This is a genomic window from Paenibacillus sp. EZ-K15 (assembly GCF_002573715.1).
GTDB lineage: Bacteria > Bacillota > Bacilli > Paenibacillales > Paenibacillaceae > Paenibacillus_AQ.
Genome location: NZ_PDHM01000028.1, coordinates 519,106 through 540,320, shown reverse-complemented (window position 1 = coordinate 540,320; position 21,215 = coordinate 519,106). Strand labels below are relative to the sequence as shown.

The following is a 21,215-nucleotide window of genomic DNA, read 5'->3' as shown; positions in this document are numbered from 1 at the left end:
GTTTTCAAAGATCAACTTCTTCGTTACCGGCGAATCTCGTTCGCACCAGCAACTCTTATAATATATCACACTCTCAATTATTTAGCAAGCTTTTTTTTGAAAACTTTTATTTCATTGAAAGCTGCGATATATATCCGCTCAGAAGCGGCAAGAAATAATATATCACAGCATTCCTATGTAGGTCAACCCTTTTTTGTAAATCAATAAATGACTTCTTCTATATAGAGTTGGCGCTGCTGCATCAAGTTAATGATCTCCCCCTGAACCGATACCATCGGTCTCGTTGGATGCTGGGCGTCCGTAAATACGATTTCCCCCGAAGTGCCATTGCTCAACCGCACTCGAGTACCAGAATGCAAGGCGGTTACCTTTTGGATGAAAGTCTGAACGATCTTTGGATCCAGCTTGCCAAAGGCCTCCAGTTGGATTTGTTCCAACACAACATAAGGCGATTGGGCATTTCGATAGAACTTATCCAGTGTCATCGCATGAAAGATATCGGTAACAGCAACGATCTTGGCATAGATATGAATCTTGTTCCCCTCCAGCCGCAGTGGATACCCCGAGCCATCTACTTTCTCATGATGCTGGAGAGCTGCTAGCCGAACTCCTTCATTCACCGCCGCAACATTCTTGAGAATCTGATAACCGTAGGTCGTGTGCTGACGTACTTCTTCGTTCTCTTCGTCGGTTAGTTTGGAAGGCTTGTTCAACACAATCGGATCAATCTTAGCATTTCCGATATCATGCAGCAGTCCTGCAAAGGCTACCTGCATCCAATCTTTCTGCGGGAGCCCTACCCATTGTGCCAGCTTATAGGAGGAAAGGGCACACAGTACTGCACTGTGATAGCGATAATCATGGCGATTGGTCATACGTGGAATAAATTTAAGGATATGATACTCATGTTGGTGTTTTAATAAGTTGTCCATTTGATTACGAACTTCATACATTCGCAGCTCGCCCGTTATGGCGGATTGGTAACAGTTTTTGACCAGGATCATGGTCTTGTCGTATTCCTCATGCAAAGCCAAGTCTTTTCGGACAGGTGCCTCTTCGTTCCCACTGCCCTGTTGATTTCCCGTAAAGATCAGCGACGGTTTCTGTCCGGCGGATTTTACGGTCGGTATTCTAGTGCTGTCTGCCTCAACGGATTCCACAATAACATGGTCCACCATGAAAGCTTTCAAAACCTCTAGATCCCTAGGAAGCAAGACCTTCCCTTTTTGAAGCAAAAGGCCTCCAAGAGGCGTATACACATCTTTGGCCAGCTTTACTCCAGCCACCACTTCATTCACGGCTTTGATCGTCATGATCAACCTCTCCATCTATTAAGCTGCGTCATAGCAGCAAACTTCACCTTATATTATACATATTATAGTTCGTCTTTCGCGGCCTGTACAATACCAATTCCCTGAATTTGTAATCCGGTAAGACAAAAAAAGAGCATGAATGCAAATCTGCATCCATGCCCGATACTTTCGTTTATTCTTCCGTCGGCTCAAGCGGCTCCGTGCCATCTTGACCTTCTTCTTCCTCTTCGCCCGCTTCAGGCTCATCACTCTTATCCGCACGGCACACGGTACCTACGGAATCATCTTCACGGATGTTGATCAGCTTCACGCCCTGAGCATAACGGCCCATGGTAGAGATGCCCTCCATGCTCGTACGGATGATGGTGCCGCTAGACGTAATAATCATGAGATCCTCTTCCGATTTCACGACCTTAAGTGCCACAACCGGTCCATTTTTCTCCGTAATATTGATGGTCTTGATCCCTTTACCGCCACGGGTCTGGCTGCGGTAGTCGCTTGCAGGCGTCCGCTTGCCGTAACCTTTGGTCGTTACAATAAGGATATCAAGTTCCTGGTCCACCACGTCCATGCCAATGACTTCATCATGGTCATCCAGGGTAATTCCTTTAACCCCCGTCGCGCTTCTTCCCATCGAGCGAACATCGCTCTCCTTGAAGCGGATGGACATTCCCTGTGCCGTTCCCATGATGATCTCCTGCTGACCATCTGTCAGCTTAACCTCGATCAGGGAATCATCCTCGCGCAGGTTGATCGCAATCAGACCGCCCTTGCGGATATTGACATAATCCTCAAGTGGGGTTTTCTTAACGACACCCTGGCGCGTTGCAAAGAACAGGAAATTATCGCTGTCAAAGTTCTCCACCGGGATCACGGCATTGATCGACTCGCCCTGTTCAATCTGAATCAGGTTGATGATCGGCGTTCCGCGGGCGGTACGGCTAAGCTCTGGGATCTCATAAGCTTTCAACCGGTACGCCTTCCCTTTGTCCGTGAAGAACATCAAGTAGTGGTGGGAATTCGTGACGAAGAGATGCTCGACAAAGTCCTCGCTCTTCGTATCCATCCCCACTACGCCGCGTCCACCCCGTTTCTGGCTGCGATAGGTGTTCGCAGGCAGACGCTTGATGTAACCGGTATGCGTAATGGTGATGATCACTTCTTCCCGTGGAATCAGATCCTCATCCAGGATGCTGTCTTCCCCGACCGTAATTTCGGTACGGCGTTCATCAGAGAAGCGCTCCTTAATCTCTTGGAGCTCATCATTGATAATCTGAAGCACCAGATGCTCATTAGCCAAGATCTCGCGCAGTTCCGCGATTCTGGCAAGCAATTCTTGGTACTCGTTCTCAATCTTCTCGCGTTCGAGTCCGGTCAGGCGCTGCAAACGCATATCCAGAATGGCCTGCGCCTGCTCATGACTGAGACCGAAACGCTCCATCAATCCTTCGCGAGCAGCCTCTGTGGTCTGTGACGCGCGAATGAGGGCAATAACCTCATCGAGATGATCCAGCGCAATCCGCAAACCTTCGAGAATATGAGCGCGAGCTTCCGCCTTCTTCAGTTCAAACTCGGTCCGGCGACGGATAACGATGACCTGATGCTCCAAATAGTGGAACAGCACGTCACGCAGGTTCAAAATTTTCGGCTCATTATTTACGATGGCCAGCATGTTAATACCGAAATTAGACTGCATGGCCGTATGCTTGTACAGGTTATTCAGAACGACATTCGGATTGACATCCCGGCGCAGCTCAATAACAATCCGCATACCGTTACGGTCCGACTCGTCGCGGAGATCGGTAATGCCGTCAATCCGCTTATCGCGAACCAATTCTGCAATCTTCTCAACCAAACGAGCTTTGTTCACCTGATACGGAATCTCGTGAACGACAATGCGCGCCTTGTTGTTATTCTCTTCAATGGTCGCTTTTGCCCGCATCGTAACGGACCCTCGGCCCGTGCTGTATGCTTGGCGAATCCCTTCACGCCCCAGAATATATCCCGCTGTCGGGAAATCCGGTCCTTGAATATATTCCATCAGCTCCATCGGTGTGATATCAGGGTTTCGAATCATTGCCTGAACGCCATCGATCACTTCACCGAGATTATGAGGTGGAATATTGGTAGCCATACCTACTGCGATCCCGGATACGCCGTTTACCAGCAAGTTAGGATAACGCGCAGGAAGAACGACCGGCTCCTGTTCCTCACCGTCATAGTTAGGAGCAAAGTCTACAGTCTCTTTATTAAGATCACGCAGCATTTCCATAGCAATCTTCGATAAACGAGCCTCGGTATAACGCATAGCCGCTGCCATATCGCCGTCAATGGAACCGAAGTTCCCGTGTCCATCAACAAGCATATAACGCATGGAGAAGTCCTGCGCCATCCGAACCATGGATTCATAAACTGCGGAATCACCATGAGGATGGTACTTACCGATAACCTCGCCAACAATTCTTGCCGATTTCTTATGCGGTTTATCCGGGGCCATTCCAAGTTCAGACATCGCATATAAAATACGACGGTGTACTGGCTTCATTCCGTCCCGTACATCCGGCAAAGCCCGGCTGACAATGATGCTCATCGCGTAGTCCATAAAGGACTCGCGCATCTCGGTACCAATGTCACGATCTTTGATTTGGGAGAAATTTTCTTCCGCCATGCTGGACCTCCTTCATTTTCCTATCAACCATGCCTTGATCTATGTGAAAAAAGCAGAATAGTGATCAGAAACTTAAAAACGCACTAACCTTTATTATATTACTTTCACAAACCGTGCACAATTAAACACGGGATGGATCAAGTGAAAGAATGATTTTTGCCCGGAAACCGGGATATACGCCCTGTCCTCCGTGCCCCTTTTCACATACAATGCATTGCACAGGACTTTTCGTATCATCACATCTTTATATTATACCACTGTTTGTCATACTTGTCCTATGTTTTCCGGGTATAAGCTCTCTTGCTGGAGACAACCCGATTCTTTCAAATCAACCGGTTCGACACGAGTTTATATTACGAGACAGGTCAAATCCTGTCACTCCCATCACACAGCTGGAAAGGATGAAGATGGTTGACTATCCAACGCGTTGCAAGCAAGTGGGCGAAAACGAAAATACTCTTAAAAAATAAAGGTCTCGCCTCTTATGTTCCCTCTACCCGCCAATATTCAATGGAGGCGCTTGGCGACATGCTGGGCACACATACGCTTGTGTATATCAAGCCTGACCGGGGGACCTACGGTATCGGCGTCATGTCAGTCGAGCAGCTCCAATCCCAAAACGCTGATGCCGACGAAACCCCAACTATTTCCTACAATCTTCGTTATGAACAGAAAACCGAAATATTTACCTCCCTGGAGAGTCTCCATAAAACACTGAGCACTCTGTTCCAGGGCCAGACGTATCTGATTCAGCAAGGCATTGATCTGCTTAGTCATAAGGGTAACCCCTTTGATCTTCGAGTACTTACACAGAAAAGTCCATCGGGTCAGTGGGTGAGCACAGGAATAATCGGACGGGTGGCGGCCAAGAATAAAATCATTACCAACCACCATAGCGGAGGGACAGTCCAGCACTATAAACCGCTGATGACCGAGCATATGACAGCAGAAGAGGCAGAGAACATCCGTAAGGAGCTGAATGTGCTTGGGGTGAATGTCGCGTCGCAGTTGCAGAAATCCTATCCCAAGCTGAAAGAAATCGGCCTTGATATAGCCATTGACGGTCGCTGGAACATCTGGATCTTGGAGGTTAATACCAAACCTGCACTATTCCCGTTCAAGAAATTTTTCAAAGATCCGAGCATCTACAATCAAGTAAGAAAATATGCGACCGCTTATGGGCGTAACTTATCCGGCAAGAAAAAAGTCAATAAGACCGGTTAGCATACGATATATTAATTAATCCCCCAAATTTAGGTTATATGATGAGTACACCAAATCCACATCCATCGTAAAAATAAAGGGGCAGCCCTGAGGCCTTCACAGACCTTGGGATGCCCCTTTTTGAATGAAACCTTATACGTCCAAATTACGGACCGACTTCGCATGCTCCTGAATGAAATCCCGTCGCGGCTCAACGTTATCGCCCATCAGGGTATCAAACAACGTATCGGCCAGGATCGCATCTTCGATGGTTACCTGAAGCATGGTACGGCTCTCCGGATCCATCGTCGTCTCCCACAGCTGTCCGGCGTTCATCTCGCCGAGACCTTTGTAGCGCTGTACGTTAATTTTGACGTTCTCACCGAATTCCTTAATGATCTGGTCGCGTTCTTTCTCACTGCCGGCATAACGGATCACCTTATTACGCTCGATCTTGAAGAGCGGCGGTTGGGCGATATAGATATATCCCGCTTCTACCAGCTTACGCATGTAACGGTAGAAGAACGTTAGCAGCAAAGTACGAATGTGCGCACCGTCGACATCGGCATCGGTCATTATAATGATTTTGTGGTAACGGGCCTTGGACAGATCGAAATCTTCCGCAATCCCTGTGCCCAGCGCCGTGATGATCGCCCGGATCTCCGCATTGGAGAGGATACGGTCAAGCCGGGCCTTTTCCACGTTGAGAATTTTACCTCGAAGCGGCAAAATGGCTTGGAAATGTCGATCGCGTCCCTGCTTGGCGGATCCGCCGGCAGAATCACCTTCGACGATGTACAGCTCACTGATGGAGGCATCCTTGGAAGAGCAGTCTGCCAGTTTACCTGGCAATGCGCTGACTTCAAGCGCACTCTTCCGGCGTGTCATCTCGCGGGCTTTACGCGCCGCTTCACGAGCACGTGATGCCTGGAGCGCCTTCTCCAAGATCCGACGGGATACCGACGGATTCTCCTGCAGGAACTCCTGCAGCTTCTCAGCGAACAAGGATTCCACAATACCGCGCACTTCACTATTGCCGAGCTTAGTTTTGGTTTGTCCTTCAAACTGCGGCTCCGGTACTTTGACCGAGATGATTGCCGTCAATCCTTCACGCACATCGTCACCCGACAGGTTATTGGTGTTATCTTTGATCAATCCCGTTTTGCGGGCATAGTCATTGATGATTCGAGTGAGCGCACTCTTAAAGCCGGATTCGTGCGTTCCGCCTTCGTGCGTGTTGATATTATTTGCAAACGAATAAATATTCTCGGTATAGCTGTCGTTATACTGGAGCGACACTTCAACCTGAATATTATCCCGTGAACCCTCAACATAGATAGGGTCTTCGTGCAGCGCTTCCTTCTTCTCATTCAGGAACTTGACGTATTCAATGATTCCGCCCTCGTATTTGAAATAGTCGGAGGCACCCGTGCGTTCGTCCGTCAGTGTAAGCGCAATGCCCTTGTTCAGGAACGCCAGCTCACGGATCCGTGTCAGCAGCGTGGTGTAATCATATTCCGTTGTTTCCGTGAAAATCTCCGAATCCGGCAGGAAGGTTACGGTTGTCCCGTGATCGTCGGAATCCCCGATGACCTTGATATCATATTGAGGTACACCGCGATGATACTCCTGTTGGTAGATGTGCCCATCACGTTTGACCTGAACCACGACTTTCGAAGACAGTGCATTCACAACTGAGACACCAACACCATGCAGACCGCCGGATACTTTATATCCTCCGCCGCCAAACTTACCGCCGGCATGAAGGACAGTCATAACGACTTCCAGCGTCGACTTCTTCAGTTTGGCGTTCTCGCCGACCGGAATTCCGCGCCCGTTATCGACAACGGTAACACTGTTATCCTCATGGACAATGATTTCGATATGGTCGCATATTCCCGCCATCGCTTCGTCAATACTATTGTCCACAACTTCCCATACCAAATGATGCAAACCCTTGGCACTGGTGGACCCGATGTACATCCCCGGACGTTTACGAACGGCTTCTAATCCTTCCAGTACCTGAATCTGATTCTCATCATATGTCGGTTGATTCATAGACATGCCTTCACCTACTTCTACAGATTCTGTTATGCCTGAGCTACAAAATGATTGGCTCTCTTCTTAAGCGTTGCAGAGGAGATCGGAGAGTAATAGACGATCGATTTCGTCACCACAATGGATTTCGGATCTTCTTCGCCAATCATCTCCACGACTTTATGCTGCTGGGCATGCGTGATGAACTGCTTGGAGATTTTTGAAGATTTCTCTATCGAGATATCAAAAATTCCAACCAGCTCCGACGAACGGATGATCTTCTCTCCGCCCAAATGAATATACATATGGAATCACTCCTTAAGAGCCCACCTGTCCGTCATGGACATGAAAAATGCTGGCACCCTTCAATTTGTCGGTATTCAAACTCTCAATGCCCGTCGCCGTGATGAATGTCTGCACTTTGCTCTGGAATGTCTCGATCAATTGTGTCTGCCGGTACGGATCCAATTCAGAAAGCACATCATCCAGAAGCAGCACCGGATATTCACCGATCTCTTCCTGTATCAGCTCGATTTCAGCCAGTTTCAAAGATAGCGCCGTCGTCCGCTGCTGACCTTGAGATCCATACGTTTGGACTTCTTTGCCATTAATATAAAAAGCCAGATCATCTCGATGAGGACCTGCCAATGTCATACCACGCCGTATTTCTTGCTCTTTCATTTGTGATAATTTTATCATAAATGTCTCAAATAAGACAGCTTCATCTTCTTCCTCCGCGTCAGCAAAGGACGGAAGGTAGTGTAAAGAGAGCTCTTCCAGGCCGTTTGTGATTCCCTGATGGATGCTTTCAGCCCACTTTTGCAGCTTTTTTATAAATTGTTTCCTCTTCTTGACGATTTTAACACCATGTTCTGCCAATTGGCTGTTCCAAATGTCCAGCATCGCTTGTTCGGCGCTGCCCTTCCCCCACAATTGCTTCAGCAGATTGTTACGCTGCACGAGCACCTTCTGGTATTGCTGCAGATGAAACAAGTAGCTTGGTGCCACCTGGCCGATCTCCATGTCAAGAAACCGGCGGCGAACCCCCGGCGTGCCTTTGACAATCTCCAGATCCTCGGGTGCAAACATCACGACATTGAGCGAGCCGATGAAATCGCTAAGCTTCCGCTGCTCAAGTCCATTGATTTTTGCTTTCTTCCCCTGCTGGGATAAGCTCAGCTCCAGCTTCAAAGCTCCGTACTTGCGGTCGATCTCGGCTGATATATGGGCACTGGATTGCTCGAATCCAATCAATTCGCGATCCTTGGAGGTACGGTGGCTCTTCGTTAAAGCAAGCACGAAGAGCGCCTCCATCAAATTCGTCTTTCCCTGAGCATTGCGTCCGATAATCAAATTAACGTCACCAAACGCCTCAAGCTGCAGCTTCTCGTAGTTTCGATAGTGCTGCAGGCTGACATTTTTGACAAACAAGCTTATCCTCTCCCTCGTCTTCCGCGCGTAGCGCCAAAGCGGCTGCGGGAGGCTGTCTATTGTGCTGCCACCTGGAACGTTCCGCAATCCTCCACCTTGACGATGTCGCCAGGAACCAGTTTGCGTCCGCGCCGCTCTTCCTTTTCGTCGTTGACCAGAACTGCTCCTTCCTGCAGCAGTGCCTTCGCCATCCCACCTGTGGATACGCAATCTGAAAGCTTCAAGAACTGATCCAGCTTGATATATTCACTGTGGATAAATATTTGTTTCATGACTTCGTCCTTTCATCCCTATCAACATGGGGATAACTTTAATTGGCCGTACGGTACGGCAGAATAATATATTGACTCTTGCTGTCGTCGAGCGGTTTAAGAATGATCGGGCTCATAACCCCCATAAAAGCAATCATCAGCTGTTCACTTTCAACCACCTTTAGCACGTCCAGCATATATTTGGAGTTGAACGAGATGCGCAGCGGCTCCCCTTTGAAATCGACCAGATCCAATTCTTCACGCACTTTACCAAGCTCGGAGGAGCTGGAAGAGATCTCGATGCCGCCATGTTCCATCGTTTGCAGGAGAACAATGTTCGTTTTCTCCTCTTTGGAGAGCAGGTAGGCGCGGTCGATAGACTCGCTTAATTTTTTTGTGTCCAAAACGAGTTCTGTTTTATGCGATGTTGGAATAATTCTAGAAGTATCGGGATAAATGCCGTCCAGTATACGGGAATAGAACAGAACACGGTCAATTTTAAATAATACCTGATTATCGGCCACAACGATATCAACCAGCGTATTTTGGTCCGGAATAATTTTGCTCAGCTCATTCAGCGTTTTACCCGCAATAACGACATTGTTGAACGAAATGTCCTGCGCATTGTCCAGCTGTGCGGAGCGAGTTGCCAATCTGTGACGGTCTGTAGCGGTAAATTTCAGCTCATTGTCGTTCAGACTCCATAATACCCCAGTCAGAATAGGCGTTGTTTCATGGGTGGAAATGGAGAATACCGTTTGCTTGATCATATTTTTCAGCAGATCTCCAGGCAAAGAAACGGTTTGGCTGTCTTCAATGTTGGGCAATACCGGGAATTCTTCCGGGTCCAAACCCACCATCTGAATTTCCGTAGCTCCCGAAGAAATAAAGGTGTGGAAGTTTTCTTTTACCTCCATCTGGATTTCTTGGGATGGGAGTTTCTTGATGATTTCAACGAAAAATTTAGCTGGCAGCACAACACTACCAGGCTGTTCTACTTGGACGATGGTATGCTTCTCATCTTCCGCAGGAATAAACGATTGAATGGAAATATCAGTATCGCTAGCAGTTAGTGTGACACCTGAATAGGTGACATCCAGTTTAATGCCGCTGAGGATCGGAATTGTGGTTCGGCTGGAAATCGCCTTGGATACGTGTTGAATGGATTCGTTTAATACATTTTTTAATATGCTGATTTTCATCAATTTCACTCCTTACGGAAAAATGAGAGGGGTTTTTTCACTTGGCGAATGCCAAGAGGATTCCCCTCTTTATGGTTAAATTATTTATTAATTATTATTAGTAATAGTAATAGGGGCACTGAATATGTGGATAAGCCCCAGAAAAGGCATAAAATTAAGCCTATCCACATGTGTATAGATTGTGCATAGGCTTTGAACTTGTTCAGGTTGGATTTTTGATTTTCTCCGTAATATTATTGACCACTTTGAACAGCTCTTGGTCATTCTTCAGAGATTGGGTAATCTTCTCATGGGCATGTATGACAGTGGTATGATCCCGGCCTCCGAATGCTTCTCCGATCTTGGGAAGGGAATAGTCGGTTAATTCGCGGGACAAGTACATGGCAATTTGCCGCGGAAACGCGACGGCTTTGGTACGTTTGCGGGCTTTGAAGTCTTCCAGCCTCAGGTTGTAATACTCGCCGACCTTTTGCTGGATGTCCTGAATCGTAATCATTCGCGGCCGACTGGACGGAATAATATCCTTCAGGGCTTCGGCTGCCAGATGCGTGGTTACGTCCTGATTGGTCAGGGAGGAATAGGCAACGACACGGATCAGGGCACCTTCGAGCTCACGAATGTTCGTATCGATCTGATTGGCGATATACATCATGGCTTCGTTCGGAATATCCAGATTCTCGGCCTTCGCTTTCTTGCGAAGAATAGCGATCCGCGTCTCCAGATCCGGTGGTTGAATATCGGTGATCAATCCCCATTCGAACCGGGAACGGAGCCGTTCTTCCAGCGTCGGTATCTCCTTAGGCGGACGGTCACTGGATATGATAATCTGCTTCCGCTCTTCGTGCAGGGCGTTAAACGTGTGGAAAAATTCCTCCTGCGTCGATTCTTTGCCTGCCAAGAACTGAATATCGTCAATGAGCAGAATATCGACGCTACGGTACTTGTTGCGGAAGCTTTCAGCGCGGTTATCCCGAATGGAGTTGATGAACTCGTTGGTGAATTTCTCGGAGGAAATATACACGACTCTACTGCTGGGATTGTGCTCCAAAATATAGTGGCCGATGGCATGCATCAAGTGCGTTTTTCCAAGACCAACTCCACCATATAGGAATAATGGGTTATACGCCTTAGCCGGAGCTTCGGCAACAGCGAGCGAGGCAGCATGCGCGAACCGGTTGCCAGAACCGATGACAAAGGTATCAAACGTATACTTCGGATTCAGCATATGAGACTGAATTTCTTCCCCGGATATTTCAAGCGGCGGTGAGGGCTGCTGCGGCACAGGTTCGTGTCCTTTAGCCTCTTCAATGACAAAGCGGACATCCACCTGTTTGCCCACCACCTCCAGTACGGTTGCACTAACCAGCTTGGTGTATCGGCTCTCCAGCCATTCCACAGCAAACGTTGTCGGTGCTGAAATGACGACGGAGTGATCGTTAATGGTCAATGCCTTGGTCGCTTTAAACCAAGTGTCAAAACTCGGTTTACTCAGCTTGGTTTGTATGATCGATAATATTTCTTGCCATAATTCGGAAGTATGGCTTTCCAAAACTGTCACTCCTTTAAATCTTCCAAATGTGGCTAGAGCCATGTGTGGAATTGTCGAAAGAAAATGAATGATGTCTAATTATCCCCAGAACTAACTCCTGTGGAAACAAAAAAATATGGATAAATTGAAATTGTTCACAACTTTATCCACAGCCTGTTGATAATATTATAGCTTCATTCACATATTCACAACCAAAAGTAATATCATCATAGCAAAAGAAGGCCTTATTTTCAATGTATGTCGCTAATTTATCCACAAATTCAATACGTTGTGCATAATTTTTATTCACACCACTATATATTGTTTATAATTTGTTTAACCTTCGACATCATTGGCCTCAAAACGCAAAAAATTATTCACAGGTTGTCCGATTCGCAAGCAGAATTTTCTTCTCTCACCATCTGTTCATAACTTATGGTTGAATGTTCTAGCAGCCAATAAATCGACCAAAGGTGAAAAATGACTGTGGATAGTCTTCAAATGGAATCGCTAGATTTCCATTTGAGGGCTTTTTTTGAAGAGATAAGAAAGTATAAACATCCGAGGCTTAGCATCCTTATCTCGCAAGAAAAATTTCAGCTAAATGCGGTCTGTCTACTGAGAAAGTACGTCGATAGACGTTTTTTTATAGAAAAATCTTGCTTAATCTGTACCCGTGAGCCTTTGAGAGGCCCTTTATTTAAGGTTTTAATTGCGATGGGTGTCGTATAACGGCAGTTTATTAGGGACTTAAGTTGGCAATAGGCAATCCTCTGGCTTTTGAAACCTATTTTGCATAGGGACCGTATGATTAGAAAAAATCAGAACGGGGGAATCAAGGATGCGGACGGAAGGGAAGCCCATGAATTGGAGAAGAATAGGAGGACTACTCGCTTTGACCGCCATATTGGTTCTTATTACCGTGTGGGCCCAGGGCTATTATTCGAAGAAAGTGTTTCATATGGAAGGACTAAAGTACGCTAAATATGCCGATTTGGGAAGCGGGAGCATCGAATATAGGGCTTCATTTGGCCGCGGCGAGCCAATTTATGTTCATACTTATGAAGAAGAGAAACGAGTTGAGATTGCGGGCGAGATATATGAAATCCGGGAATATGGAAAGGAATCGGGCTATTCTGCGTCATATGAAGTGAGTTATCCTGACGGTAAGACCTACCTCGTGAAACCTTTTGGAGACCGGAGCTTTCTTGCTTACGACGAGAAGGGGGAGATGGTGGTGCCCGGCATTAGATTCAGTGATGGGTCGGGCCAACTTCATCGATCGGATCCGGAAGAGCCTCGCTATTTCCCGACAGAGCTGGCCAAGGCTGCCGACGAGCGATATCATGACCCCGACGGCAGCGTAGGATTCTTCATATTGGCGCTCGGGTTATGGATTATGAACTGGTGCTTGTTTAGATATGAACCCTTTCAACGCTTTATGTTTCATATGTCGCCCTCGAATCTGATGATTGATAATCCGGAGCCCAGCGATTTCTACTTCTTTATGTGTAAGGCAGGGGGAATTTTCGGTATGGGATTCTCACTGTGGATATTTTTCACACAGGCATTATGACAAAAAAAGCCCGTTTTCGCCATGGATTGGATCCATCGAAAACGGGCTTTCACTTCAGATATCAGAAAGTATAAACTTCGAAACATGGCCTACCTGATATCGCAAGAAAAACAACATCTAATCGCGGTCTGTTTTCTCTAAAATGTACGTAGATAGACGTTTTCCTTACTATAGTAAGCTTACGATTGCTCGAATCGGCGCTGAAATTGGCTAATGGCTTCATAATCTTCTTCCAGCTTCCGTGAAATGCGGATAAAGATTGGCAGCAGAGCCTTATAAACATCAGAACTTTCCTTCACAGGCTGGTGTTCATGAGTACCGCCAACCATCGTCTCTACAATGTCGAGTGAATCCGCTCTTCCTGTAGCGTACAGACCAAGGACTACGGCGCCAAGGCAAGAGCTCTCGTAGCTCTCCGGCACGATCACCTGCTGGTCAAAAATATCCGCCATCATCTGCCGCCAGATCGGTGAACGGGCGAAACCGCCGGTGGCATGGATTTTGGCCGGCCGGCCGATTTGTTCCTCCATCGCCAGCAGAACGGTATACATATTAAAGATCACGCCCTCCAGCACGGAGCGGATCATATGCTCTTTTTTATGATTCAGGGTTAAACCAAAGAACGATCCACGGGCATTCGGATCCCATAGCGGCGCACGTTCTCCGGTCAGGTACGGGTGGAATAGCAGTCCGTTCGAGCCTGGCGGAATACGGTCCGCGATTTTGGTTAGAACATCATACGAATTGATGCCGAGCCGCTTGGCGGTTTCGACCTCGGAGGCGGCAAATTCATCGCGAACCCAGCGGAAAATCATGCCGCCGTTGTTAACCGCGCCGCCGATGACCCAGTGCTTCTCCGTTAATGCGTAGCAGAAAATACGACCCTTCGGATCAGTCATCGGTTTGTCGACAACCGTACGGATCGCTCCGCTCGTACCGATGGTAGCGGCAACGACTCCCGGTTTGATGGCATTCACGCCGAGGTTCGACAGCACGCCGTCGGCAGCTCCAAGCACGAAAGGCGTGGAAGTGGAGAGGCCCATGGCTGCGGCATACTCGCTTTTCAGGCCTTCTATGATATGTGTCGTCGGTACTATCGTAGATAAATGGTCCTCCGTGATGCCAGCGAGCTCCAGCGCCTGCTGGTCCCATGCCAGTGCCTCGAGGTTCATCATCCCAGTACTGGAGGCAATGGAGTGGTCTACAATATATTGGCCGAATAGTTTGAAATAAACATATTCTTTAATCGAAATGAATTTGGCTGTTTGATGAAAGATGGAGGGCAGCTCATGGCGCATCCACATCAGCTTGGTCACAGGCGACATTGGATGAATCGGAGTTCCGGTTCTAAGATACAGCTCCATGCCGCCGAGTTCTTTTTTGAGCTTTGCAGACCAGGCAGCACTGCGGTTGTCGGCCCAGGTAATGCAGCGAGTCAACGGAGTGCCTTGGCTATCTACGGCAATGACGCTGTGCATAGCCGCGCTGAAAGATACGAACAGAACTTGAGCCGGATCAATCCCGCCCTGCGTCATGACCCCTTGGACAGAGGAAATGACGGTCTGAAAGATTTGCTCCGGATCTTGTTCCGCCGTAGAGGGAGTAGGGGTGAGCAGCGGATATTCGCCACCGGCTTTGGCTACAACCTCACCATTCTCCTTGAAAAGCACGGCCTTGGTGCTGGTTGTTCCGATATCGACACCGATCATATAGTTCTGAGTACTCAAGAGACATACCTTCTTTCTACGTAAGGGCACCCGGTTCGCTGTCAAAATATCAGCATTCCGGGAGCCCCCATGTGTCTTATTGCTTCATTATACAATTACATTGAGAACCAGAGCCAACACCAGTCCGGTCAGGGACAGGATTGTCTCCATCACGGTCCAGGATTTCAGCGTCTGGGCTACCGTCATGTTAAAGAATTCTTTTACCATCCAGAAGCCGGCATCGTTCACGTGAGACAGTACGATGGAGCCTGCCCCGGTAGCGAGCACCACAAGCTCTACGTTAGCCCCAGGCGTCATGGCAAGCACAGGAGCGACAATCCCTGCGGCAGTCGTCATGGCTACAGTGGCGGAACCGGTTGCAACTCGAATGAGTGCGGCAACAAGCCACGCGAACAGGATGATATTGATATTTGCACCGGTTGCAATTTCGGCAATGGCATTGCCGACGCCGCTGTTGATCAGAACCTGCTTAAATGCACCGCCCGCACCGATGATCAGAATGATCGTAGCGATCGGAGCGAGACATTCGCTGGTGAAGCGGGATAGATCATGTTTATTAAAGCCGCGTGCGAAACCCAGCGAGAAGAAGGAGAAGACAGCAGCGATGAGCAGTGCAATGACTTCATGACCGATAAATTTGCAGAGCTCGGCTATAAAGCTGGTGGACTCCGGATCGATAATATCGGCTGCGGAACCGATAAGCATCAGAATGACCGGCAGCAAGATTGTAAACAAAGTGATGCCGAAGCCGGGTAATCCGCGTTCAGCTTTGCTTGAAAACTGCTCGGCAAGTTCCTCGGGCGGTTCGGTTCGGATCCGTTTGCCGATGAATTTGCCGAACACCGGACCGGCCAGTATCGCTGCAGGGATCCCGACCAGGAGCGAATAGAGGATCGTCATACCAAGGTTCGCATCATAAGCTTCAATAGCTATCATTGGAGCGGGATGCGGAGGCACCAAACCGTGAACGGTGGACAATCCGGCGAGAATCGGAATGCCGATGTGTAGCAGAGACATTTTCGTTTTGCGTGCAACCGTGAAGACAATAGGAATCAACAGGATAACGCCCACCTCGAAAAATACGGGAATACCGACGATAAAGCCGACAATCATCATGGACCAATGGACCCGCTTTTCGCCGAAGCGATCAACGAGGGTGGTCGCGATTTGCTCGGCGCCTCCGGATTCAGCCATCATTTTTCCGAGCATGGTACCAAGGGCGATAACGATGGCAATTGTTCCAAGCGTTCCCCCCAGGCCGCCGGTGATCGAGGTAATGACATCCGCAGGCTGCATGCCCGTCAATAGACCAAGGATCAGAGCGGAGATCAGTAGGGTCACGAAAGGGTTCCATTTATATTTGGAAATCAGCACGATCAGGAAGACGATCGTCAGCAACGTCCAGATCATTAATGTAGCATTATGACTGAGACCGAATAGTGAATTCATATCTTGCTTCCTCCTATAGATTACCCATTTTGAATTGGGAAATGGTTAATATCGAGCTGTTCTGCGGTAGTATACCCAAAACAAAGCTGAATTCTATTGTATACTTGTCGACAACTTAGAGCGTTCACTGTGTTTTGTAAGACGGAGGAAGGGAGGATTAAGCTAACCCTCCGGAAAACTAAGATGAAGCGTCTGACGGGAATCATCGAAATAATGTTGAACCGCCGTTTGGATCCGTCCTGAATCCAGGGATTCCATCTCTGTAATAAGCTGAAGATGCTTGTCCATGACATATCGAATCTTGGTGCCTCCGCCACCGAACACCTGACGGGTCGTAATTAACATGACCGTGATCACGATAGGGCGAATGCTCTTCCACAGATGAAGAATCCGTTTATGGTTCGCTTCCGTAATGATCCGTTCATGAAAAGCCAAATCCTGATAGGAGAATTCAACCGGGTCCTCATGTTTGGCGGCAAGCTCCATCCGATCAACGATTTGTTTTAAATGTTGGATTAATTTCGGCTGGGGATTCGCAAACACTTGGCCTTGAACAAAGCTCTCAATAAGAAAACGGACATCGTATAATTCTTCTACTTCCTTAAGCGATAAGCCCATGACAACGGCGCCCATGCGCTCCAATTGTATCAATCCTTCGCTGGACAGCGTTTTCATTGCTTCCCGCACAGGAGATCGGCTGGTGCCGAATTCACCTGCAATCCGGTTCTCGGACAAGATTTCTCCGCGCTTGATGGTACCGCTAATAATCTGTAATCTCAGTTCACTGGCGATGGCCTCTCCGAGAGAGGCTCCTTGAAGCCACGTTGAGGGAAATTTCATAGCATAATTCTCCAATCCGGTACTGATTCTAATTTTCTCTAGTGGTAATGATACCACATCGAAAGGAAAAGGGACCATAAAGAGGCTATGACATGATGCCCTTAAGAAACAGCAGGTTATAGAAGAGAATTAATGCTATTCCGATTTCTCAACCGCATGGCCGCCGAATTCATTACGCAGTGCTGCAACGACTTTGCCGTGGAACGTATCTTGGTCAAGGGAGCGATATCGCATGAACAGCGACATGGCAATGACTGGAGCGCTGGCTTGAACCTCAAGTGCCGTTTCAACGGTCCATCTTCCTTCGCCGGATGATTTCATCACGCCTTTGATGCCATCCAGCTTCGGATCCTTGGAAAATGCGTTTTGCGTCAGCTCCATGAGCCAGCTCCGAATGACGGAACCATTGGACCATACCCGCGCGACATCCTCATAGTTGAAGTCGAACGCGCTTTTTTCCAACACTTCAAAGCCTTCCGCAATGGATTGCATCATGCCGTATTCGATTCCGTTATGGACCATTTTCAGAAAATGGCCGCTGCCGTTTTCCCCGGCATACAAGTAACCGTTCTCGACAGCCATATCCTTAAATAGGGGTTCAATGCTGTTGAATACGTCGCGGTTGCCCCCAATCATAAAGCAGCCACCGTTATGAGCGCCTTCCATACCGCCGGAAGTGCCGGCATCAAAATAATGAATGCCTTGATCCGCCAGCCGCGCTGCACGGGCTTTGGAATCTTTATAATGTGAATTGCCACCGTCAATCAGAATATCACCGGACTCGAGGAGTGGGGTGAGGGAATCGATGACGGAATCCACGATATTTCCTGCTGGTACCATCATCCAAACAATGCGGGGTTTATCCAGTTTGGCAACAAGCAATTCAGTTGATGCTGCGGCCTCGGCACCACACTGGGCAGCTTGATCGACCAATTCCTTATTTAAGTCGTAAGCTACGACCTGATGCTGATGATGAATTAGATTCTGAACCAGATTGAGGCCCATTTTCCCCAGACCGATCATGCCTATTTTCATAAAACAAAGCAGCTCCTTCTTAGGTGTATACTTGTATACAACTTAAATTCAATTATTTATACTACTCTTTTATAGCTCCTGTGTAAATAAGGGACATTTTAGGGATGAAAGGCGTTATATGGATCGAAAAATGACATCCACAACCTATTTAAATAGGTTATCCCCATGTGGATAATTCAAAACTAACAATAATGACTACTTGTGGAAAACTTAAGTGCTTGCTGAAGTTAACTTAGGTTTGACTTTTGGGCCTGAACGTGATTAAATGTATAAAGGCATTTTCTGTGAAGATGAGAACATTATCCGCTACCATTTAGCGGTCTGTTTACAAGAGATACGTCCATAGACGTCGGTTCAACAAATCGCGGTCTATTCTTCCGTGAAAGTGCGTCGATTGACGTTATGATCTTAAAATATGGGTACGACATATTCCTGTAAGGGGGTGCATTAATTCATGAGACCGACTTTCAAACCGAATGTAAGCAAACGTAAAAAGGTACACGGCTTCCGTAAAAGAATGAGCACGAAGAACGGACGCAAAGTATTGGCTAACCGCCGTCAAAAAGGCAGAAAAGTACTGAGCGCTTAATATTGTGCCACGAAGACCACCGAGGTGGTCTTTTTTTCGTAATATCTCCTGCAGTGTGAGGAGTTTCCTTTTGAAATCGGCAGGATATAGGCTATAGTGTGTCTTAAAGTATTCCCAGTGAGTGTTTATAGCGGTTTTGGCATGACTATACTATTATAATAGAAGAGATGCCAAAGAAACGTTTGATTCTTGAACTTGATTAACGGCAGGGCGGGAGAAACTTGTGCATAGAAAACTTCGTTTACGGAACCGCGCTGATTTCAGCCGGGTATATCGACACGGAAAGTCCTTCGCCAATCATCAATTTGTTGTATATTGGTCACGCAAAAAAGAGGTAGAGCAGTTTCGCGTTGGCGTTTCATGCAGCAAAAAGATCGGCAATGCGGTTGTCCGCAACCGGATGAGACGGCTGGTTAAAGAGATTGTCAGGCACCATCAGCATCAGATTATCGAGCATATTGACCTGATCTTTATCGTTCGAAAGGGAGCGCTCGATAAGTCATATCAGGAGCTGGAGAAAAGCGTGCTTCATGTATTGAGGAAATCGTCCCTTCTGAAAGCGAAGAGGGGCTGAACCATGTGTTTATTTGTCCATATAAATATGTTATGATTTACCGTGGAATGGAATGGCGAAGAGAGGGGTTTTGAAGTGTCGTTCATGAAGACAAGACGAGGGAAATGGTTCCTCCTCACCGCTGTAATACTTGCAGTGGCCGTTATATCAGGTTGTGCGCCTGGTGGAGCTGACCAAACGCGTACCATTGAAGATTTGAAAAATGGAGGCTTTTGGCAGAGCAACGTTGTTTATTACTTTACATGGGCACTTGATACGTTTGCTACATGGTTTAACGGTGAATACGGATTGTCCGTACTCGTGATGGTGCTTATCGTCCGTACTTTGATTTTACCGCTGACTCTGAAACAGGTCAGAAGCTCGAAGGCAATGCAGGCCATTCAGCCTGAAATTCAGAAAATTCGCGAGAAATATAAAGATCAACCTGAAAAAGTTCAAATGGAAACGATGAAGCTCTTCCAGGAGAATAAGGTTAATCCGATGGCGGGATGTTTGCCGCTGATCGTACAAATGCCGATATTTATCGCACTCTATCATTCGATTTACTATAACAATCTCCTTCGTGATCACGAATTCCTGTGGCTGCAATTAGGTCAACCGGACAAGCTGTTTATTTTGCCGGTGCTTGCCGCTGTAACTACGTTTTTCCAAACGAAAATGATGATGAAGATGAACCCGTCTCAGCAAATGGGGATGATGCAGTTCATGCTGTTTGTTTATCCGATTCTGATCTTTGTAATGTCCTTCCAGTTCCCTTCGGCACTTCCGTTGTACTGGTTCTACAGTAACCTCTACACGATCGTGCAGAACTACTTCTTGTACCGCAACAATGACAAGGCTGCTATCGTGGCAAGCGTTGCCAGCGCAACCGACGGTCAGAAGAGCAATAAGAGCGGTAACAAGGGCGGGAAAAAGAGTGGCAGCAAAGGCGGGAAAAAAGGTTCGAAGGGAGCCAAGAAGTCGAGATGAGTAAAATCGTCGCAACAGGAAAAACCATTGAAGATGCTGTCGCACAAGGGCTGGCCCGATGGGGTGTAAGTCAAGACCGTGTATCGGTTCAAGTATTGAGTCAGCCATCAAGAGGATTCCTGGGCCTGTTCGGGGTCAAGGAAGCGAAAGTCGAACTAACGCTCCTGCCTGACGGTGCTGGCGGCGATTCATCTGTGAAGGAAGTACCACCTACGAACGCGCAAGCTGTTCCAGCCAAAGTGGTTCAGGTCTCAAATACCTCTGTAATGACGCAGGAACCTGCTGTCAGCATGGATACAGAGAGCCCTGGCACAGCTTCGCTTGCAGGCAAGGATCCTTACCAGGAAGCCATCGCCTTTCTGATTGAAACCGGACAAGCCATGGGGCTTGATATTTCGGTTGACGTCGAGAAGGGGAAAGACTTTACCACGCTTCAAATTTCCGGCGCCGGACTTGGACTGATGATCGGGCGCAGAGGTCAGACTCTGGATGCCCTTCAGTATCTGGCGAATATCGTAGCTAACCGTTACTCCGACAGCTATCTTCGCATCGTACTGGATGCCGAGAATTTCCGTGACCGTCGCAAGAAGACGCTGGAGGATCTGGCGGATCGGTTAGCGGGACGGGTTCTGAAGACCCGTAAAGAGATTGTGCTTGAGCCTATGCCTGCTGCTGAGCGGAAGGTGATTCACGCCAAACTCCAGTCGCATGGAGCCGTGAAGACGTACAGCAAGGGCGAAGAGCCGAACCGGCGGGTTGTCATTACACCCAAGTCGTCCTAAATGAGTTGAAGAGTATATATAAACAATGACTCCTTAAGCTT

The 21,215-nt window shown here is 47.8% G+C and carries 19 protein-coding genes; 7 read left to right on the top strand and 12 right to left on the bottom strand.

The window, feature by feature from the left end:
- Positions 1–207, top strand: a 207-nt coding sequence (locus tag CRG97_RS33930) for a hypothetical protein (RefSeq protein ID WP_237566645.1), incomplete at its 5' end; no start/stop codon positions are given.
- On the opposite strand, the gene CRG97_RS32775 is transcribed toward CRG97_RS33930, so the two are convergent.
- Positions 201–1,313, bottom strand: coding sequence for an HD-GYP domain-containing protein (locus CRG97_RS32775; protein WP_098749613.1), 1,113 nt, complete (start codon positions 1,311–1,313; stop codon positions 201–203). The genes CRG97_RS33930 and CRG97_RS32775 overlap by 7 nt on opposite strands.
- Before the next feature lie 172 nt (positions 1,314–1,485).
- Positions 1,486–3,981 carry a DNA gyrase subunit A gene (gene gyrA / locus CRG97_RS32770; protein WP_098749612.1) on the bottom strand — a complete coding sequence of 832 codons (2,496 nt, stop codon included), beginning with the start codon at positions 3,979–3,981 and terminating at the stop codon, positions 1,486–1,488.
- A 411-nt stretch (positions 3,982–4,392) separates the two neighbouring features.
- On the opposite strand from gyrA, the gene CRG97_RS32765 reads away from it, so the two are divergent.
- Positions 4,393–5,205 (top strand): YheC/YheD family protein, encoded by an 813-nt coding sequence (locus tag CRG97_RS32765; protein ID WP_098749611.1) that lies wholly within the window; start codon positions 4,393–4,395, stop codon positions 5,203–5,205.
- A 132-nt stretch (positions 5,206–5,337) separates the two neighbouring features.
- On the opposite strand, the gene gyrB is transcribed toward CRG97_RS32765, so the two are convergent.
- The 6 genes from gyrB to dnaA all read right to left on the bottom strand — a co-directional run bounded on the left by gyrB (position 5,338) and on the right by dnaA (position 11,654).
- Positions 5,338–7,248, bottom strand: coding sequence for a DNA topoisomerase (ATP-hydrolyzing) subunit B (gene gyrB / locus CRG97_RS32760; protein ID WP_098749610.1), 1,911 nt, complete (start codon positions 7,246–7,248; stop codon positions 5,338–5,340).
- Between the two features lie 26 nt (positions 7,249–7,274).
- Entirely contained in the window at positions 7,275–7,526 is a 252-nt protein-coding gene (gene remB / locus CRG97_RS32755; RefSeq protein ID WP_098749609.1) for an extracellular matrix regulator RemB, read from the bottom strand.
- Between the two features lie 13 nt (positions 7,527–7,539).
- Positions 7,540–8,652, bottom strand: coding sequence for a DNA replication/repair protein RecF (gene recF / locus CRG97_RS32750; RefSeq protein WP_076326306.1), 1,113 nt, complete (start codon positions 8,650–8,652; stop codon positions 7,540–7,542).
- A gap of 56 nt (positions 8,653–8,708) precedes the next feature.
- On the bottom strand, positions 8,709–8,924 hold the full coding sequence (gene yaaA / locus CRG97_RS32745) for a S4 domain-containing protein YaaA (protein WP_076326305.1): 216 nt from the start codon (positions 8,922–8,924) through the stop codon (positions 8,709–8,711).
- 38 nt (positions 8,925–8,962) lie between these two features.
- On the bottom strand, positions 8,963–10,105 hold the full coding sequence (dnaN, locus tag CRG97_RS32740) for a DNA polymerase III subunit beta (RefSeq protein ID WP_098749608.1): 1,143 nt from the start codon (positions 10,103–10,105) through the stop codon (positions 8,963–8,965).
- A 202-nt stretch (positions 10,106–10,307) separates the two neighbouring features.
- On the bottom strand, positions 10,308–11,654 hold the full coding sequence (gene dnaA / locus CRG97_RS32735) for a chromosomal replication initiator protein DnaA (RefSeq protein ID WP_076326303.1): 1,347 nt from the start codon (positions 11,652–11,654) through the stop codon (positions 10,308–10,310).
- A gap of 841 nt (positions 11,655–12,495) precedes the next feature.
- Between dnaA and CRG97_RS32725 the strand changes: the two genes are divergently transcribed.
- Positions 12,496–13,209, top strand: coding sequence for a hypothetical protein (locus CRG97_RS32725; protein ID WP_237566644.1), 714 nt, complete (start codon positions 12,496–12,498; stop codon positions 13,207–13,209).
- Positions 13,210–13,388: 179 nt separating this feature from the next.
- Here CRG97_RS32725 and gntK read toward each other — a convergent pair whose 3' ends face one another.
- The 4 genes from gntK to gnd all read right to left on the bottom strand — a co-directional run bounded on the left by gntK (position 13,389) and on the right by gnd (position 18,260).
- Complete coding sequence (gntK, locus tag CRG97_RS32720) at positions 13,389–14,918, bottom strand: gluconokinase (RefSeq protein WP_098749639.1); 1,530 nt, start codon at positions 14,916–14,918, stop codon at positions 13,389–13,391.
- Positions 14,919–15,023: 105 nt separating this feature from the next.
- Positions 15,024–16,385: a GntP family permease gene (locus tag CRG97_RS32715; protein ID WP_098749605.1), complete on the bottom strand. Its 1,362-nt coding sequence runs from the start codon at positions 16,383–16,385 to the stop codon at positions 15,024–15,026.
- A 162-nt stretch (positions 16,386–16,547) separates the two neighbouring features.
- Positions 16,548–17,225 carry a GntR family transcriptional regulator gene (locus CRG97_RS32710; RefSeq protein ID WP_098749604.1) on the bottom strand — a complete coding sequence of 226 codons (678 nt, stop codon included), beginning with the start codon at positions 17,223–17,225 and terminating at the stop codon, positions 16,548–16,550.
- Between the two features lie 135 nt (positions 17,226–17,360).
- Entirely contained in the window at positions 17,361–18,260 is a 900-nt protein-coding gene (gnd, locus tag CRG97_RS32705) for a phosphogluconate dehydrogenase (NAD(+)-dependent, decarboxylating) (RefSeq protein ID WP_098749603.1), read from the bottom strand.
- 454 nt (positions 18,261–18,714) lie between these two features.
- Between gnd and rpmH the strand changes: the two genes are divergently transcribed.
- The 4 genes from rpmH (at position 18,715) to jag (ending at position 21,174) form a co-directional block, all read left to right on the top strand.
- Positions 18,715–18,849, top strand: a complete 135-nt coding sequence (gene rpmH, locus CRG97_RS32700) for a 50S ribosomal protein L34 (RefSeq protein ID WP_006207379.1) — start codon at positions 18,715–18,717, stop codon at positions 18,847–18,849.
- A 223-nt stretch (positions 18,850–19,072) separates the two neighbouring features.
- The gene (gene rnpA / locus CRG97_RS32695; protein ID WP_009591465.1) at positions 19,073–19,423 is read left to right on the top strand and encodes a ribonuclease P protein component; all 351 of its coding nucleotides are present in this window, start codon (positions 19,073–19,075) and stop codon (positions 19,421–19,423) included.
- Positions 19,424–19,498: 75 nt separating this feature from the next.
- Positions 19,499–20,392, top strand: a complete 894-nt coding sequence (locus CRG97_RS32690; RefSeq protein ID WP_076326298.1) for a YidC/Oxa1 family membrane protein insertase — start codon at positions 19,499–19,501, stop codon at positions 20,390–20,392.
- Positions 20,389–21,174 (top strand): RNA-binding cell elongation regulator Jag/EloR, encoded by a 786-nt coding sequence (jag, locus tag CRG97_RS32685; RefSeq protein ID WP_098749602.1) that lies wholly within the window; start codon positions 20,389–20,391, stop codon positions 21,172–21,174. Before CRG97_RS32690 ends, jag begins: the two co-directional genes overlap by 4 nt.
- The last annotated feature ends 41 nt before the right edge of the window (positions 21,175–21,215 follow it).

Coding starts and splice junctions, on each gene's coding strand:
- gyrA (WP_098749612.1), bottom strand. CDS start 3,981: ATGGCGGAAGAAAATTTCTCCCAAATCAAAGATCGTGACATTGGTACC.
- dnaN (WP_098749608.1), bottom strand. CDS start 10,105: ATGAAAATCAGCATATTAAAAAATGTATTAAACGAATCCATTCAACAC.
- gntK (WP_098749639.1), bottom strand. CDS start 14,918: ATGATCGGTGTCGATATCGGAACAACCAGCACCAAGGCCGTGCTTTTC.
- gyrB (WP_098749610.1), bottom strand. CDS start 7,248: ATGTCTATGAATCAACCGACATATGATGAGAATCAGATTCAGGTACTG.
- CRG97_RS32710 (WP_098749604.1), bottom strand. CDS start 17,225: ATGAAATTTCCCTCAACGTGGCTTCAAGGAGCCTCTCTCGGAGAGGCC.
- CRG97_RS32715 (WP_098749605.1), bottom strand. CDS start 16,385: ATGAATTCACTATTCGGTCTCAGTCATAATGCTACATTAATGATCTGG.
- yaaA (WP_076326305.1), bottom strand. CDS start 8,924: ATGAAACAAATATTTATCCACAGTGAATATATCAAGCTGGATCAGTTC.
- remB (WP_098749609.1), bottom strand. CDS start 7,526: ATGTATATTCATTTGGGCGGAGAGAAGATCATCCGTTCGTCGGAGCTG.
- jag (WP_098749602.1), top strand. CDS start 20,389: ATGAGTAAAATCGTCGCAACAGGAAAAACCATTGAAGATGCTGTCGCA.
- CRG97_RS32775 (WP_098749613.1), bottom strand. CDS start 1,313: ATGACGATCAAAGCCGTGAATGAAGTGGTGGCTGGAGTAAAGCTGGCC.
- CRG97_RS32725 (WP_237566644.1), top strand. CDS start 12,496: ATGAATTGGAGAAGAATAGGAGGACTACTCGCTTTGACCGCCATATTG.
- gnd (WP_098749603.1), bottom strand. CDS start 18,260: ATGAAAATAGGCATGATCGGTCTGGGGAAAATGGGCCTCAATCTGGTT.
- rpmH (WP_006207379.1), top strand. CDS start 18,715: ATGAGACCGACTTTCAAACCGAATGTAAGCAAACGTAAAAAGGTACAC.